Genomic DNA, 16,079 nt, shown 5'->3' on the forward strand with positions numbered 1-16,079 from the left:
TTCGGACCGGGGAGGTCACATTGCCATCCGGCGCAGGGGGGATTTAGCTGTGGTCTCGCCATCAGAGTTGCTCCGTGATCTCGATGGCAGCGAAGCCGGTACTGTCGTCCTTATCGGGCCAGAATGCCACAGCAAATGTGGCCGATTTGATCTTGTTGATGGGATCCAACCAATACCAGCCGCTAAGGACTGGCCGTTCCGATGTCGGCTTCGTCTCACCGACCAACGTGTAATCCGAATCGTCTAAGGTCGAAGTTTGGATGGCACGGGCAGTATCGTTGACTTGCCCAGATGCCATGACGTGGGAAGACAGAATAGGGCGACGTTTGCCGTCTCGTGCGAGGTCAAAACGCTCGATGGTGAGGGCGAAGCGGTAGCGCGATCGTTCGGCATCGAAGCCGGGTAAGGTTGCGCTGTAAACAAGCGCCTTTGTTTTCTTGACTGCGCCGCGGTTTTTGAGCACTTCGACGTCTTCGCTGTAGAGCTCGTCTTTCGATATCGCTCGGTCTTCATTTGAGAAGCGGAGGTCGACGTCCATGCCGAGTACTGCGGCATTGAGTGCAGCGATGGCGACGTCCATATCGTCCGGATCGCGCCAGCGTTCACTGCTTTCTGTTCGACCGAAATAGCAACGCCGAGCCCATTTTTCCAATGCGTCAGACTCTAGGCTCCTTGCTATCTGCAACATCGCGTAGGCGACTAGTCCAACAATGACGCCGGCACCTAACGGACCGAACAGCGCGAGTGATCCAATGACTCCAAAGTAGGTAAGCCCTGCTCCGATGATTGATAGAAAGCCAGAAAATGCGTAGGGTATCGCGACAACTGCTTCGCCAGCTTTTATTACGCGTACGACGGCACGAAAACTCGCACCGGCATCCGCAATTCCCGCCAAAGCCGATATCGCTCCACCGATCATCACCATTTTCGAACCCAGCCCCACAACGCGAGTGAGCACAGGAGTTTTCTCCGCTCCCCATCGCAGCACGAAATCCTTGGCAGCGTCCGCCGGTATTTTGATCGCTAAGCCCGCCGCCTCAACACTCGCTCCTACGAAGCCGAGCGAAACGCTGTAAAACGCCGCGACGGCCTCGGGATGCTTTGCTCCCACTTTCCCATCCAGGTCGGCAATCGCGCTTTTCAAACTGTCCCTTAGAAAGTACAGCCCGATAAACGATAAGCCGCCGTCCACGCTACCGACGGCCAGGCTCTTCAAGCTTGCAAAGGTGCTGCCGGCGACACGTCGAACTCCCGCTGCGCCAACCTGCATTCCATTCAGCACCGCGGCGGCAGCGGGTTCCAGATTCTTCAGGCCGGCGTTGACTTGACGTAAGGCATGTTGGGCTTCCCTTTTGACCTCCTGTCCAAGTGCGCCGGCCGCCTGCTTGATGTCCTGCGCACCCTCCTTGGCTTCTTGGCTGAAATCCAGTATGCGTTTCTTGACCTCTTCGGCAGTTCCATGCGCCCATAGCGTCACGTTGATCAGCACATTGCGGACGTTGGCATTCGGGATTGTGATCAGACTGCCCAGCAACATGGCGCGTGCGCGCTTGCCAGTTGCCTTCTGGGCCGAGTTGGCATGCGCGCGGATCTCGCTCGCCAGCAGTTCGAAGCACTCCCCCACCGTGAGCTGAATGGTGATCTGGGTGAACTTGGCTTTACCGTACAGCCAGGCGGCGCCGGACTGAAGGTTGTCTACCGCCGCCTTGGCGCCGATGCTCAAAGTGTTTTCGAGGCGGTTGCTCGCATCGTGAATGGCTGCTAACAACTGATCGGCAGCTTCAACAACAAGCGCCCCGCGCCAATCGCTACCCTCCTTGCTGGTGGCGACCATTTTTATCGCGTCAAAGTACTTTTTGCCCGCCTCGGAGGGCATTTCGCCCGTGAACTGCGGTTCGAACGCTCGCTGCAAGTCGGTGTGTTGCCCATTGAGTGCGGTATAGGCCGGGCTCCCACCGTCGGACAGAAGGTCTTGCCAAACCTGACTGCTGGGACCCAACACTTCCGGAGTGGGCTTTTCGCCAGGTTTGCTCTCGTCAGCCGCTGTTGTTTGCTGTGGCGGGGCATCCGTGATGCCGCCTGCAAGACAAGCCGCAGTGGCGCTTAGCCGATATTGTCGCGAACGAGCATCGGAGTCCGCATAGTCCAGAGCCATGACCCGGCGCCAGTTGGCGCCAGTCACCAGGTCAGCCCAATCGGTTGCATAAGCGTCGATCTGCTTTTGAAAGTTCTCGTCTTCCTTGTCGTACGAATCCTGAAAGGTCTTTCGCCCCGCAGGGCCAGTTTCCCAGTAACGATCTTCCAGCCGGGCCATGCGACGCTTATTCTCGCTGTCGACCGCGCGGGCCCGATCCTGTGCGGGGTCACTGTATACGGGCGGGACGCCGGATTCGCTGGACGTCCAGTAATCGCTGGCTGGCGGCGGCGGCGGGTGTGCAGCCTCGACCTGCTGGGCGATGTAAGCTTTGATGCCGAGCAGGCACTGAGAGGTCAGGTAGGCATACCGCCTTGTGGGTTCTTCACGCCATCGCTGACGCATCGTGTTGACGGAGAGCCGCAGGCTGTTGAGTTCTGCCGCCATGCCCACCGGGTCGGGCAGGACGAGGCCGGCTACTCCTTTTGGAAGCCCATGCTGCTTTTCGAGCATGCGCAGTTGCGCCTGCATGGCTTCCAAGCGCGCATGACGGGGATGCCAATCATGGACGCTGCCGAAATCGCGGGTGCCGATCGCGTACTCGGCGACATGCTGGTGGAGATCATCGCAGTTCTCAAGGGCAAGCGCCTGGTTGCCACCAGTCGGATCTTGCTTGAGCGTCAAGAGGTTGACCACCCTGAACCGTTCACGATAATCAGCCGGCAGTGCCTTTCCATCAACGTATTTACCGGTGCGATAAGCATCGAGCGTCGCCTTCGGCCAAGGATCCTGTGAAAACGCGATCCAGGCTTGCTTATGCGTTGCGGTGTCGATATTGATGAATGCCGCGCGCAGATCATGGCCCGCGTCCACGCATGAGGTGGCTAGCGGCTCGGGCTTCGCCCGCGGCATGGAGAATGGATTGAACTGGCGTAAGTACCCTTCCGGGGTGACCTGATAGGCATGCCAGATTTCTTTGTCCAGCAAGACGTAGACATAACCTTGCCGCAGTACGCGCAATGCAGTCTGAATTGATTTTTGACTCAGTGCGCCATGCTGGCTGAGCCCGTCGGTGACCGGCATGATTGCAAGGCGTAGCGGCAGGATCGGTAAACCGGTTCGTTCGCAGGCGGCGCAAGTGCCGGTGGGATTGGGAGCCGCCTGGCGCCGGGCCTGGGTCAGGGTTTTGCTGGTGTTCATGTGTAGTCCGCGGCGGGAGGTAATGACGCAACGATGCGTTGCCACGCAAAGTCGTCGTAGCTTTCAAAACGCGCTTGCAACGTGGACTGGCCTGCGGCTGCGATCGCGATATCGGCTTGAACTTTTGGATGCTGTGGAAGACCGGGATGAATGAACACGCGATGTGTGCACAGGTCGATGATGTCTGCGCTTTGGCGTAATCCCAGTTTGCGGGCGTCGCGGATCATCCGGAATGCATGCACGGCGGCTTGTGGCGGCAGAAACGTGACGCCACGCCAGCGCATGGGGGCATACGTCATCGGAAGCGTTAACGCCAGGCGCCACACATCCAGGAAGTCGCCGACGAGCGGTGCTAGTTGTTGAGCCTGTCGAGCTAGCTCGGGTGCATCCATGCCAGCTTCGGTTGGGGCACCGCGAAGCAAGGTGTAGGTACCCCAACTGGTCGGGCATAGCCAACGCTTTACCGGCCATAACAGTGCAGGAAAGGCACGTTCCATCGATGCCGCGAGCAGTTCGAGTCGCAATGGCTCGAACCAGGGTGTCATCCGTTTGCCAGCTACAGGCTTGATGGCATCCATGCAGCGCGCAGCTAAGTGATCGGCAACGGCATTGATGGGCCGATCACTAGTCAGCCATCCGCAGACATAGCGCTTCCTATAACTTGCGTCGTCAATTGCATGACGTTCGGCGGATGCGAGCAGCGACATGTTCGCTGTGTCGCCAGGTGCCGCCAACTGTACGAGCGCGGGACACGCGTCAGGCGTATGCGCGAGGTCTGGCCGCATTACGGGCGCGATCGCCTGTGCGCCCAACGCTTGGGTCAACGATTCAATACTTAGAGGATCTGTTGGCGGACACGGCGACAGCGGGTCCAGCAAAAGGTAAAGATGGTCGTTGGATTCGCGCTCTGTTCGGGCGAATTCTTGTACGGCGCTCCGCTTCACCTGGCGCGCTCCATCGCTCTGCCGAAGTGAACGGCTGGCTCGGCCTTGGCCAGCTCCACTTCAAGCGGGACCGTCTGGGACAGGCATCCAGGCAGCGTGAATTTGACGAGCTGAAAGGGCGCTTCGCCGAGGGCGCTAGCGGAGTGCAGATCGGTTTGCGTTGGCATGGCGAGCTTCCGGGTGGCGACGGACCGCACGGGTCGTCCTTGGTGCCAGATGGCACTACCGCTTTTAGAAGCTGCCAATACTGCGTGTAAATCAGAGGAGTCTTATTAATGAACCAAATTGACTAAGACACCACTGCTAAACACCATCCCGCGCCGCCGGCGCAACATTGGGTGTGATGGCCGCTGTCATCGCAGCTTCCTTCACCCGGCCGATGAACTTCCATCTCAACATCACCGCCGCCGCAGCGATGATCGCTGCCAGCGCGGCGGACACGATCATTGCTGCTTTCGCGCCCTGCCACTCGATAACGAACGCATACGCAACCGGCGCCGCAGCCGTCAGCAGAAAACTGGGAATCAGCAACGCGCCAACCAGCGCGCCGTAACTGCGGAAGTCGAAGAGCGCCAGCGGCAGGGTCCCGCGGGTGATGGTCATGAGGCCGTTGCAGGCGCCGTAGAGCAGCGTGTAGGCGGCGGTGGCGTAGAGGTTGCCGCCGGGGACGAGGGCGAGCAGGAAGCACAGTGGGAGGACCAGGGCTACTGCCAAGTTGAGCGTCAGCGGATGAAGGCGGGCGCCGACGAGGACGTCGCCTAAGCGGGCAGCGAATTGGCCGATGCCCCAGAGCGATGCGACGGTGACCGCGGCGGCGGTGGCCAGGCCCAGGCCGGTCAGCAGCGAGAAAAGGTGCGCGGCGTTGCCGGCTGCCAGGAAGTTGGTCAGCATCGCCATGACGGCGTAGAGGGTGCCGGCCAGGCGGCGTTCGGCGGCGGTGCGGGTGAGGCCGGTGGCGGCCCTGCCGGGGTCGGTGGTGGACGCGGTGTAGCGGCGGCGGGGCAGGGCCAGGTAGAGGGGGATGGTGGCGAGGGCGAGGGCGGCGTAGCTCCAGGCGGCGCCGCGCCAGCCCAGCCATTCGGCCAGGAAGTGGCCGACGGGCCACATGACGGTGGATGCCAGGCCGCCGAAAAGGGTGATCTGGGACATGGGCCGGCGCGCGGCGGGGCCGGCGGCGCGGGCCAGCGCGGCGAAGGCGGCGTCGTAGAGGCACAGGCGCATGCCGACGCCGAGCGCGGCCCAGGCGGCGAAGTAGAGCGCGTGCGAGTGCGTGATGGCGAGCAGGGCGCAGCCGAGTGCGGACAGCGCGGCGCCTGCGGGCATGACGCGGTGGCCGCCCCAACGGTCCACCGCGGCGCCGGCGGTGGGGGAGACAAGGGCCATGACGACGATGGCGGCGGAGAAGCCGCCGTAGACGGTGGCGGTGCTCCAGCCGAGGTCGGCGGTCATGGCCGGGCCGAGCGCGCCGATGAGGTAGAAGGTGACGCCCCAGCCGATGAGCTGGGTCAGGCCCAGACAGATGACGGCGCGGGCGCGGATCATGGGCGTTGCGGGGGCGTGGTGTCGCCGTCGCCGAGGCTGCGCTGCATGAGGACGGTGTCGCGCCATTCGCCGTGCTTGTGGCCCACGGACCGCAGGGTGCCGACGGGGTGAAAGCCTTGGCTGGCGTGCAGGGCAAGCGAAGCGGCGTTGCGGCTGTCTCCGACGACGGCAAGCATCTGACGCCAGCCGGCGGCGGTGCAGCGCTCGACCAGGGCGGCGAGCAGCTTGCCGCCGATGCCGAGGCCGGCGCGGCCGGCCTTGACGTAGACAGAGTCTTCGACGGTGTGCCGGTAGGCGGGGCGCGGGCGGTAGGGGGTGACGTAGGCGTAGCCGACGACCTCGCCGTTGATCTCGGCCACGAGGTAAGGCATTTCCTTTTCTAGGACGCCGGCGCGGCGCTGGCGCATTTCGGCGATGGAGGGCGGCTCGAGCTCGAAGGAGGCGGTGCCGTGCTGCACGTGGTGCGCGTAGATGGTCTTGATGGCGGGCAGATCGGCTTCCGCGCTGTCGCGGATGAGGACGGTGGGCGAATGGGGCGACATGGAAAGGGCCGGAGATTTATTAGTAGGCGGTCAGGTGTGCAAGATGCCGTACCCACGGACGTGCGAATGCGGGCGGTGTCCAGGGATGCGAGTACGCGGGGTCCGATCGAAAACGCCAGTGTGAGGCAAGGTCAATCATTAATAAAGCTTTGGTCTATTATGATTTTCATAAGCAAAACTTTGGTGAATCTATGCGCGGCTTGAATCTGGACCACTTGCGCACGTTTGCGCAGGTCATCGAACTGGGCAGTTTTTCCGCCGCCGCGGAACGAGCGGGCGTGACGCAGCCCGCCGTCAGTCTGCAGATCCGTCAACTGGAGCGGCGTTTCGGGCTGAAGTTGGTGGAGCGCGTGGGACGCCGCGCGGGGCCGACGGCGGCAGGGCGGGAATTGCTGGCCCATATCCGCGTGATCGACGGCGCGATCGCGCAGGCCGAGCAGGCGATGGCGTCGCATGCGTCGCAGGTGTCGGGGCGGATCCGGCTCGGCACGGGCGCGACGGCGTGCACCTATCTGCTGCCGCCGGTGCTGGCGGATCTGCGTCAGCGGTTTCCGGCGCTGGACATCGTGGCCAGCACGGGCAATACGGCGGACATGCTGCGCGGGCTGGAGGCCAATACGTTGGATATCGTGCTGATCACGCTGCCGGCGCCGGGCCGCATGTTCCAGGCGACGCCGGTGATGGAGGACGAGTTCGTGGCGATCTTTCCTTCGCGCGATCCGGCCGCCATCCCGGAGGTCGTGACGCCGCAGTCGCTGGCGCGGCTGCCCTTGGTGCTGTTCGAGCCGGGCGCGCGCACGCGGCGGCTGGTGGATGACTGGTTCGAGGCGGCGGGCGTGGCGGCCAAGCCGATCATGGAGCTGGGCAGCACGGAGGCGATGAAGGAGATCGTGGGGGCGGGGCTGGGCTGCGCGGTGTTGCCCCGGCTGGCGGTATCCGGCGCCGGACGGCGTGACGCGCTTGAAGTGCGTTCGCTGACGCCAAGGCTGTCGCGCGATCTGGCGATCGTCCTGCGGCGCGACAAGCCGCTCAGCCGCGGGCTGCGGCATTTGCAGGACGCGCTGCTGGCGTTGGGGGGGCGGGCGTCATGACGGTTTCACGCAGATCCGGCTCGACTCGTATGGCGCCTTCGATCGCTACGGCTTCTACCGTTTCTACGACCCGAACGACGCGTACGACTCCTACGACCACTACGACTCCTTCGGTCGCTACAGCCCCTACGCTGCATAAGACCCGGATGGCCCTTACGAGCCATACGACCCGACCGCTCGCCGAACCCGATCTCTATCCCTACGAATCCTCGCGCCGTCCGCTGGCGGGGCTGGCCATCGACTATCCCGACGGTCACCGGGTCAAGCGACACCGCCATCGGCGCGGCCAGCTCGTGTACGCGATGTCGGGCGTGATGGTAGTGGATACGGACGCGGGCATCTGGGTCGTGCCGCCGACGCGCGGCGTGTGGGTGCCGGCGTGGGTGTCGCACGGCATTCGCATGAGCGGCGAACCGCGCATGCGCACCGTTTTCGTCGAGCCGGGGGCGGCGGCACACCTGCCGGCGCAGTGCTGTGTGCTGTCCGTGTCACCGCTGCTGCGCGAATTGATGGCGGCCGCTGCCGAGGTGCCGCTGGATTGGGAGCCGGACACGCGCGACGGGCGGCTGATGATGCTGCTGCTGGATGAGTTGCGCCAGGAACCCGTGCTGCCGCTGCATCTGCCACAGCCGTCGGAACCCCGGCTGGCGCGCATCTGCCGCGCCATTGTGCGCCATCCGGAACGGCAGGACGGGGCAGCGGACTGGGCGCGGGAATTGGGCGTGGATCCCAAGACGGTGCACCGGCTCTTCGTGCGCCACACGGGTATGACGTTCGGCCGCTGGCGCCAGCAGGCAAGGCTTTTGGCGGCGATGGAGCGGTTGGCGCGGGGTGATCGGGTGCTGGATGTGGCGCTGGACCTGGGATACGAAAGCCCCAGCGCATTCGCAGCGATGTTCCGCAAGGCGCTGGGGGAGTCGCCCAGCGCTTTCGCGGCGCGCGGCGTGGCGTCCGCCTGATGGCCGCCGGCGGGCCGGCTGGTGGCCGGCCGACCGCCGCGCGTCCGTTTCCAGGGCGCGCACGGGCGGCCGGGCGCGGAAGCAGCGTATTATTTAGCGTTTTGCCGCCCACGCTAACAGCTACAGCCTGAGACAGATCATGCCGCACTACCGCTCCCGCACTTCGACCCACGGCCGCAACATGGCCGGCGCCCGCGCCTTGTGGCGCGCAACCGGCATGAAGGATGGCGACTTCGGCAAGCCGATCATCGCCGTGGTGAACTCGTTCACGCAGTTCGTTCCGGGCCACGTGCATCTGCGCGACCTGGGCGCGCTGGTGGCCAAGGAAATCGAAGCCGCCGGCGGCGTCGCCAAGGAATTCAACACCATCGCCGTTGACGACGGTATCGCCATGGGTCACGGCGGCATGCTGTATTCGCTGCCGTCGCGCGAACTGATCGCGGACTCGGTGGAATACATGGTCAACGCGCACTGCGCCGACGCCATGGTCTGCATCTCGAACTGCGACAAGATCACCCCGGGGATGCTGATGGCCGCCATGCGCCTGAACATCCCGGTCGTGTTCGTGTCGGGCGGTCCGATGGAAGCGGGCAAGGTCAAGTCGCCGACCGACGGCAAGGTCATCGCCAAGATCGACCTCGTCGACGCCATGATCAAGGCCGCCGACCCCAACGTGTCGGACGCCGAAGTGGCCGAAGTCGAACGCAGCGCCTGCCCCACGTGCGGCTCCTGTTCCGGCATGTTCACCGCCAACTCGATGAACTGCCTGACCGAAGCCATCGGTCTGGCGTTGCCCGGCAACGGCACCATCGTCGCCACGCACGCCTGGCGCAAGGGCCTGTTTGAACAAGCTGGCCGCCTGGTCGTGGACCTGTGCCGCCGCTACTACCTCGAAGAAGACGAATCGGTCCTGCCGCGCAACATCGCCACCAAGAGCGCGTTCCAGAACGCGATGGCGCTGGATGTGGCGATGGGCGGGTCGACCAACACCGTGCTGCACTTGCTGGCCGCGGCGCAGGAAGCCGGCGTGGACTTCACCATGGCCGACATCGACCGCATCTCGCGCAAGGTGCCGTGCCTGTGCAAGGCAGCGCCCGCCACCGACAAGTACCACATCGAAGACGTGCACCGCGCTGGCGGCATCCTGGGCATCCTGGGTGAACTGGCGCGCGCCGACCTGCTGGATCTGTCCTGCGGCAACGTGCACAGCGGCACGCTGGGCAACGCCATCCAGAAATGGGACGTGGCCGGCGACGCGGGCGAAGAAGCCAAGAAGTTCTACCGTGCAGCCCCCGGCGGCATCCCGACCACGGTCGCCTTCAGCCAGGACGCCACGTTCCTGACGCTGGACACGGACCGCAAGACGGGCTGCATCCGCAGCAAGGAAAGCGCCTATTCCAAGGACGGCGGCTTGGCCGTGCTGTACGGCAACCTCGCTGAAAAGGGTTGCATCGTCAAGACGGCCGGCGTGGACGAATCGCAGTGGGTCTTCACGGGGCGCGCGCGCGTCTTCGAAAGCCAGGACGACGCCGTCGAAGGCATCCTGGGCGACAAGGTCGTGGCGGGCGACGTGGTGGTGATCCGCTACGAAGGCCCCAAGGGCGGCCCCGGCATGCAGGAAATGCTGTATCCCACGTCCTACCTGAAGTCCAAGGGCCTGGGCAAGACCTGCGCGCTCTTCACCGACGGCCGCTTCTCGGGCGGCTCGTCGGGCCTGGTGATCGGCCATGCCTCGCCGGAAGCGGCGGAAGGCGGCACGATCGGTCTGGTCGAAGAAGGCGACACGATCGAGATCGACATCCCCAACCGCAAGATTCACCTGGCCGTTTCCGACGAGGAACTGGCCTGCCGCCGCGCCGCCATGGACGCGCGCGCCGACGGCTGGGAGCCGGTGGGCCGCGAACGCGTGGTGTCGCAGGCGCTGCAGGCGTATGCGGCGCTGGCCACGTCGGCCGACCGCGGCGCGGTGCGCGATCTGTCGCAGCTCAAGCTGAAGGGCAAGCGCTGATCGGTTGATGGCGAGTTGTTGTGAAAGGCGGCGCACTTGGTGCGCCGTTTTTTTTTCAACTGACGATATTCGATGCGCATCTTGCTGTTGCCTGCATCGGGAAAGCGAGGATCAATTACAGCTTGCACGTTGTATTTTTGAAATACAGCTTATGAGTTGTATTTGATAAATACAGCCTACATTGCGTATTCCAGTTTTACAATCTAGAATCTGTAAACCTCACCTTCAAGGGCTGGCATGTCCGACTTCACCGTCCGCACGGCGGACCAGCTTCCCGCCTTGCTCCGGGCATTCCGCAAACAGGCTGGCATGACCCAGGCCGAAGCTGCGCTGCGTTTGGGCGTCACGCAGCAAACGCTTTCGGCGTTTGAGCGCAATGCCGGCAAGCTTGGCGCTGACAGGTTGCTGGAGATTCTCGGCATCCTGGGCGTGGAAGTCGTGTTGCGGCAACGGGAAAAATCCTCCGCGTCCAAAACACCGGCCACACCGGATTGGTAGCCATGGGCCGACGATCGCACCACCGCGCTCTGGATCTCTGGATGAACGGGGACTTCGTGGGCGTCTGGAGCGTCCAGCCCCAGATCGGCGAGACGCTCCAGTACGACGAGGCATGGACTGCCTCGGGCCGGGGGCGGCCTCTTTCGCTTTCGCTCCCCTTCACGCCGGGCAACCCGCCGCATCGCGGACAGATCGTGCGCAGCTATTTCGAGAATCTGCTGCCCGACAGCCAGAACATTCGCGAACGCGTCGCGCGGCGGTTCCAGGCGGGTTCCACTGATGCGTTCTCGTTGTTGGCCGAAGTTGGTCGGGATTGTGTGGGCGCTGTTCAAGTCATGCCCCGCGGCGTGGCGCCTGACCCCGTGACGCAGGTCGACGCCGTGGCGCTCAGCGATGCGCAAGTGGCCCAGGCGCTGCGCAGCACCCTGACGCCCGGACCTTTGGGCGGGCGCAATGCGGACGACGATGACGGGTTCCGCATCTCGATCGCCGGGGCCCAGGAAAAGACGGCCATGCTGTGGCTCGATGGCCGTTGGTGCAGGCCTCACGGCGCCACCCCGACCACGCATATCTTCAAAATGCCGCTCGGCCTCGTCGGCAACCTGAAGTTCGACATGAGCCATTCGGTGGAGAACGAGTGGCTGTGTTCCGAGATTCTCCATGCCTACGGGCTGCCGGCGGCGCGCACCCAGCCGTTGATGTTCGAAGACATGAAGGTGCTGGCGGTCGAGCGGTTCGACCGCCTGTGGTGGCGCAACGATGATGGCAAGCGCTGGCTGATCCGCCTGCCGCAGGAAGACATGTGCCAGGCGACGGGCACGCCGCCGCATCTGAAGTACGAATCGGACGGCGGCCCCGGCATGCGCAGCATCATGAAGCTGCTGGCCACCTCGCGCGACCCCGATCGCGACCGGCGCACGTTTTTCCAGTCGCAGGTCCTGTTCTGGATGCTGCGCGCCACGGATGGCCACGCGAAGAACTTCAGCATTTTTCTGCGACCCGGCGGCGCGTACGAGCTCACGCCGTTGTACGACGTACTGTCTGCCTATCCCGTCATCGGTACCGGCGCCAACCAGCTGTCGCCGTTCAAGGCACGCATGGCCATGGCTGTGCGCACCAAGAACACCCATTGGCTCATGCGCGACATTCTGCGGCGGCATTGGCTTGCCGTCGGTGCGGAACATGGGGTCGTGGCGCCGGACGGCCGGGGCGTGGAAACGGTGGTCGACGATCTGGTTTCGCGTACGCCGCATGTGGTGCGCGCGGTGCGAGACATTTTGCCGCCCGCGTTTCCCGAGCACGTGGCCGATACCATCCTCCAGGGGCTGCAGGCCGCAGCAGACAGACTGGCAGGTTAGTCAGAAGGAGTCTGAACCAATGTCCCTGAATTCCGATGCCTTGCGCCTGTTCCTTGGCGTGGTCGACGCCGGCTCCCTCAGCGCCGCAGCCGAAATGCTCGGCCAGACCGCATCCGGCGTCAGCCGTGGCCTGCATCGGCTTGAAGAAGACCTGGGCGTCACGCTGCTGAACCGCACCACGCGCCGCATGGAGCTGACCGAAGAAGGCCGGCACTTTCTGCCGAAGGCGCGGCAGATCGTGGCGGCGCTGGAAGAGGCCGAGGAGTGCATGCGCATGGTCCACCAGCGGCCCGCGGGCCGTTTGCGCGTGGACGCGTCGGTGCCGGTGATGCTGCACTGCGTGGTGCCGCACGTCGCCGAGTTCCGGCGCGCGTATCCGGAGATTTCGCTGGAACTGACCAGCAACGATCGCATCGTGGATTTGATGGAGCATCGCACCGATGTTGCGCTGCGCATGGGGCCGCTGACCGATTCCACGCTGCATGCGCGCGCACTGCGGCCGTCGCCGCGCTGGATGATGGCCAGTCCCGATTACATCGCTCGGCGTGGCGCGCCGCGCACGGTGGGGGATCTGGCGGACCACGAATTGCTGGGATTCACCCAGCCGGAAAGCCTGAACCTCTGGCCATTGCGCCATGCCGGCGGTTCAAGTTTTCAGGCGACGCCGACGCTTGCGACGTCCAGCGGCGAGACGCAGCGGCAGCTGGCGCTGCGCGGCGTCGGCATCGCGTGCCTGTCGGACTTTGTCGTGCGCGAGGATATCGCGGCCGGGCGCCTGGTGAAGGTGCTGGAAAGCGAGTACACCGATCACCTGCAGCCGATGCACGCGGTGTATCACCGCAACACGCAGCTATCGCGGCGCATTGCGTGTTTTCTGGATTTTTACGCGGGTCGGATTTGAGGGGGGCGCGGCGGAGTAATGCGCCAGTGTCAGACACCCGGGTTGAGACTCGTCAGCCTGAACCGATGCCGCAAGGGTGTCTGACACCGATGAACGACGACGGTGTCCGACACCCGTCGACAACCGCTACGCGTGCAGTGCCCGTCCAAATGCCGCCAGCACAGATTCATGCAGCGTTTCCGATAGCGTCGGATGCGCGAACACGGTGTGCATCAAGTCCTCTTCGGTGGCCTCCAACGACGCTGCCACGCCATAGCCCGTGATCAGCTCGGACGCCTCCGGATGGATGATATGCGCGCCCAGCAGTTCGCCTGACTTGGCGTCGAACACCGTCTTGACGAGCCCCTGATCCTCGCCCATCGCAATCGCCTTGCCGTTGCCGGCGAAGGTGAATTTCCCGACACGGATCTCGCCGCCGGTCTTCGTGACGTGTTCACGCGCGCGGGCTTCGGTCATGCCGATGCTGGCAACCTGCGGATAGGAATACGTGCAGGCGGGAATGCGCAGCGGATCGATGGCATGCACCGGCAACCCGGCGATGGCCTCCACGCACAGTACCGCTTCGTGGCTGGCCTTGTGAGCAAGCCATGGCGCGCCGGCCACGTCGCCGATCGCGTAGACGCCCGGCTCGCCGGTGCGGCACAGGCCGTCGGTGTCGATGTGCGTCTTTTCGACTTTGACGCGTGTCTTTTCCAGGCCAAGATTCTCGACGTTGCCGACAATGCCGGCGGCGACGATGACGCGGTCGAACGTCTCTTCGATCTTTTTGCCGTCATGCTCCAACGTCACCTTGACGCCGTCGGCAGTGGTCGACGAGGCCGTCACGGCGCAACGGGTCAGCACGCGGATACCTTGCTTCTCAAAGGCCTTGCGCGCCAACTGGGAGATCTCGGCGTCTTCCTGCGGCAGGATCTCCGGCGTCATGTCGATCAGCGTGACCTCTGCGCCCACCGCTCGATAGAAGCTGGCGAACTCGGCGCCGATGGCGCCCGCGCCCACGACCAGCAGCGACTTCGGGATTTCGGTCGGGACCAGCGCCTGGCGGTAGGCCCAGATGCGTTCGCCGATGGGCAGCGCCGGCAGTTCGCGAGCACGTGCGCCGGTGGCCAGGATGATGTGCTTGGCCGACAGGGTGGCGCCGTTGTCCAGCGCCAACTTGCCGGACCCGGCAAGCCGCGCGCTGGCCGCGAACACCGTCACGCCATTCTTCTTCATCAAGTGCGCCACGCCCTGGCCCAGCCGGCCGGCCACCTTGCGTGACCGGGCGACCATCGCGGCCAGATCGGGACGCGCTTCTGCCGCGCCCGTCACGCCGTAGTGCGCGGCCTCGCGGCAGGCGCGCAGCACGGTTGCGCTGTGCAGCAAGGCCTTGGTGGGAATGCAGCCCCAGTTCAGGCAGATGCCGCCCAATTCAGCGCGCTCGACCAGCGCGACCGACAAGCCAAGCTGCGCGCCGCGGATCGCGGCGACATAGCCGCCCGGCCCGCCGCCCACCACCACCAGATCAAAACTCGTCTTCGTCATGGCGGGGCTCACAGCAGGATGCGCACGGGGTTTTCGATCAGCGCGCGGAAGGCGGCCAGCCAGCGTGCGCCGACCGCGCCGTCCACGACGCGATGGTCGGCCGACAGCGTCACCGTCATCAGGGTGGCGGCAACCAGCTGTCCGTCGGCGTCGACCACCGGCCGGCGTTCGGCCGCGCCGACGGCCAGGATGGCGGCCTGCGGCGGATTGATGATGGCGGCGAACTGGCTGATGCCGTACATGCCCAGGTTGCTGACCGTCAGCGAGCCGCCGGTGAACTCCTCGGGCTTTAAGCGGTTGACCTTGGCGCGCTTGGCCAGTTCGACGATCTCTGCCGCGACGGCGGCCAGGGACTTCACGTCGGCGTCGCGCACGATGGGCGTGACCAGGCCGCCGTCGGTAGCGACCGCCACCGAGATGTCCGCGCCGGCGTGATACTCGATGTCGTCGTCGTGCCAGGACGCGTTGACCTCGGGCACCTCGCGCAGCGCCAGCGCGGCGGCGCGGACGATGAAGTCATTGACCGACAACTTCACCGCGCCGCCGTGGTTGGCCTGCGCGCGCAGGGCCAGCAGCGCGTCCATGCGGCAGTCGACGGTCAGGTAGAAGTGCGGCACGTGCTGCTTGCTTTCGGTAAGGCGGCGCGCAATGGCGCGGCGCATGCCGGTGTGCGGCACGCGGCGCGCGGCGGGGCGACCGGCGAGCGGCGCAGTGGCGGGCGCTGCGGCTGGCGCGCGGTCACGCGCCGACTCAACATCGCGCCGCACAATGCGGCCATGCGGACCGGTTCCGGTGACGCCCAGCAGGTCGACGTGCCATTGCGCGGCAAGACGCCGCGCGACGGGGCTGGCGAAGAGGCGGCCGCCGGGAACGGCAGCGGTCGATGAGGCAGATGCGGAAGCGCTGCCGGCTTGCTGCGAAACAGTGGCAGCGCCGGACGCGACGTTGCCGGCCATAGCCATTTGCCCTGTCGGCGCTCCGGCGTTCGGTGTCCCGCCGGCCGACGCTGCACCAGCCGACGTTCCGCCCGCCGCCGAGGCCGCCCCAGCCGACGCTCCAGCAGCCGATTCCGTCGCCGCCGCGCCACCCTGCTCAGCCAGCGCACGATCAATCGCCGCCGCGTCTTCACCATCCGCGATCAGCACGCCGATCACGGTGTTGATCGGCACCGACGCCGGCCCGGCCTGGACCACGATGCGGCCCAGCACGCCGGCCTGTTCGGCGTTGATCTCGACGATGGCCTTTTCGGTTTCGATTTCCGCCAGCGCATCGCCGACGGCAACGCGGTCGCCTTCCTGCTTGAGCCACTGATGCAGGATGCCGCCCGAGGCGTCGGCGGCTACGGATGGGAGTTTGATGAGGGTTGCCACGATGTTCT

The 16,079-nt window shown here is 64.9% G+C and carries 12 protein-coding genes; 6 read left to right on the top strand and 6 right to left on the bottom strand.

Going from position 1 to position 16,079, the window contains the following annotated elements:
• Window positions 1-61: 61 nt before the first annotated feature.
• From HV681_RS05755 to HV681_RS05770, 4 genes are all read right to left on the bottom strand, one after another.
• Window positions 62-3,334, bottom strand: coding sequence for a T6SS effector BTH_I2691 family protein (locus HV681_RS05755; protein WP_175122174.1), 3,273 nt, complete (start codon window positions 3,332-3,334; stop codon window positions 62-64).
• A complete protein-coding gene (locus HV681_RS05760; RefSeq protein WP_217467827.1) occupies window positions 3,331-4,041 on the bottom strand; it encodes a hypothetical protein in 711 nt (236 codons plus the stop codon). Before HV681_RS05760 ends, HV681_RS05755 begins: the two co-directional genes overlap by 4 nt.
• 540 nt (window positions 4,042-4,581) lie before the next feature.
• Window positions 4,582-5,820 carry an MFS transporter gene (locus HV681_RS05765; protein WP_175122176.1) on the bottom strand — a complete coding sequence of 413 codons (1,239 nt, stop codon included), beginning with the start codon at window positions 5,818-5,820 and terminating at the stop codon, window positions 4,582-4,584.
• Window positions 5,817-6,362 (bottom strand): GNAT family N-acetyltransferase, encoded by a 546-nt coding sequence (locus tag HV681_RS05770; protein WP_175122177.1) that lies wholly within the window; start codon window positions 6,360-6,362, stop codon window positions 5,817-5,819. Before HV681_RS05770 ends, HV681_RS05765 begins: the two co-directional genes overlap by 4 nt.
• A 191-nt stretch (window positions 6,363-6,553) precedes the next feature.
• On the opposite strand from HV681_RS05770, the gene HV681_RS05775 reads away from it, so the two are divergent.
• The 6 genes from HV681_RS05775 (at window position 6,554) to HV681_RS05800 (ending at window position 13,177) form a co-directional block, all read left to right on the top strand.
• Window positions 6,554-7,453, top strand: a complete 900-nt coding sequence (locus tag HV681_RS05775; protein WP_175122178.1) for a LysR family transcriptional regulator — start codon at window positions 6,554-6,556, stop codon at window positions 7,451-7,453.
• Between the two features lie 146 nt (window positions 7,454-7,599).
• Window positions 7,600-8,412 carry an AraC family transcriptional regulator gene (locus tag HV681_RS05780; protein ID WP_175122179.1) on the top strand — a complete coding sequence of 271 codons (813 nt, stop codon included), beginning with the start codon at window positions 7,600-7,602 and terminating at the stop codon, window positions 8,410-8,412.
• A gap of 139 nt (window positions 8,413-8,551) precedes the next feature.
• On the top strand, window positions 8,552-10,420 hold the full coding sequence (ilvD, locus tag HV681_RS05785; protein WP_175122180.1) for a dihydroxy-acid dehydratase: 1,869 nt from the start codon (window positions 8,552-8,554) through the stop codon (window positions 10,418-10,420).
• Window positions 10,421-10,657: 237 nt separating this feature from the next.
• Window positions 10,658-10,918 carry a helix-turn-helix domain-containing protein gene (locus HV681_RS05790; protein WP_175122181.1) on the top strand — a complete coding sequence of 87 codons (261 nt, stop codon included), beginning with the start codon at window positions 10,658-10,660 and terminating at the stop codon, window positions 10,916-10,918.
• A gap of 2 nt (window positions 10,919-10,920) precedes the next feature.
• The gene (locus tag HV681_RS05795; protein ID WP_175122182.1) at window positions 10,921-12,276 is read left to right on the top strand and encodes a type II toxin-antitoxin system HipA family toxin; all 1,356 of its coding nucleotides are present in this window, start codon (window positions 10,921-10,923) and stop codon (window positions 12,274-12,276) included.
• 19 nt (window positions 12,277-12,295) lie between these two features.
• Window positions 12,296-13,177, top strand: coding sequence for a LysR family transcriptional regulator (locus tag HV681_RS05800; protein WP_175122183.1), 882 nt, complete (start codon window positions 12,296-12,298; stop codon window positions 13,175-13,177).
• A gap of 126 nt (window positions 13,178-13,303) precedes the next feature.
• Here HV681_RS05800 and lpdA read toward each other — a convergent pair whose 3' ends face one another.
• Both lpdA and HV681_RS05810 read right to left on the bottom strand, forming a co-directional pair.
• Window positions 13,304-14,701: a dihydrolipoyl dehydrogenase gene (gene lpdA / locus HV681_RS05805; protein WP_175122184.1), complete on the bottom strand. Its 1,398-nt coding sequence runs from the start codon at window positions 14,699-14,701 to the stop codon at window positions 13,304-13,306.
• An 8-nt stretch (window positions 14,702-14,709) separates the two neighbouring features.
• Complete coding sequence (locus HV681_RS05810; protein WP_175122185.1) at window positions 14,710-16,071, bottom strand: pyruvate dehydrogenase complex dihydrolipoamide acetyltransferase; 1,362 nt, start codon at window positions 16,069-16,071, stop codon at window positions 14,710-14,712.
• Window positions 16,072-16,079: the final 8 nt, after the last annotated feature.

Origin of the sequence: Achromobacter animicus (assembly GCF_902859585.1) — a bacterium.
In the GTDB taxonomy this organism is placed as follows: Bacteria; Pseudomonadota; Gammaproteobacteria; order Burkholderiales; family Burkholderiaceae_B; genus Achromobacter; species Achromobacter animicus.

Coding starts and splice junctions, on each gene's coding strand:
- HV681_RS05755 (WP_175122174.1), bottom strand. CDS start 3,334: ATGAACACCAGCAAAACCCTGACCCAGGCCCGGCGCCAGGCGGCTCCC.
- HV681_RS05760 (WP_217467827.1), bottom strand. CDS start 4,041: ATGTCGCTGCTCGCATCCGCCGAACGTCATGCAATTGACGACGCAAGT.
- HV681_RS05765 (WP_175122176.1), bottom strand. CDS start 5,820: ATGATCCGCGCCCGCGCCGTCATCTGTCTGGGCCTGACCCAGCTCATC.
- HV681_RS05770 (WP_175122177.1), bottom strand. CDS start 6,362: ATGTCGCCCCATTCGCCCACCGTCCTCATCCGCGACAGCGCGGAAGCC.
- HV681_RS05775 (WP_175122178.1), top strand. CDS start 6,554: ATGCGCGGCTTGAATCTGGACCACTTGCGCACGTTTGCGCAGGTCATC.
- HV681_RS05780 (WP_175122179.1), top strand. CDS start 7,600: ATGGCCCTTACGAGCCATACGACCCGACCGCTCGCCGAACCCGATCTC.
- ilvD (WP_175122180.1), top strand. CDS start 8,552: ATGCCGCACTACCGCTCCCGCACTTCGACCCACGGCCGCAACATGGCC.
- HV681_RS05790 (WP_175122181.1), top strand. CDS start 10,658: ATGTCCGACTTCACCGTCCGCACGGCGGACCAGCTTCCCGCCTTGCTC.
- HV681_RS05795 (WP_175122182.1), top strand. CDS start 10,921: ATGGGCCGACGATCGCACCACCGCGCTCTGGATCTCTGGATGAACGGG.
- HV681_RS05800 (WP_175122183.1), top strand. CDS start 12,296: ATGTCCCTGAATTCCGATGCCTTGCGCCTGTTCCTTGGCGTGGTCGAC.
- lpdA (WP_175122184.1), bottom strand. CDS start 14,701: ATGACGAAGACGAGTTTTGATCTGGTGGTGGTGGGCGGCGGGCCGGGC.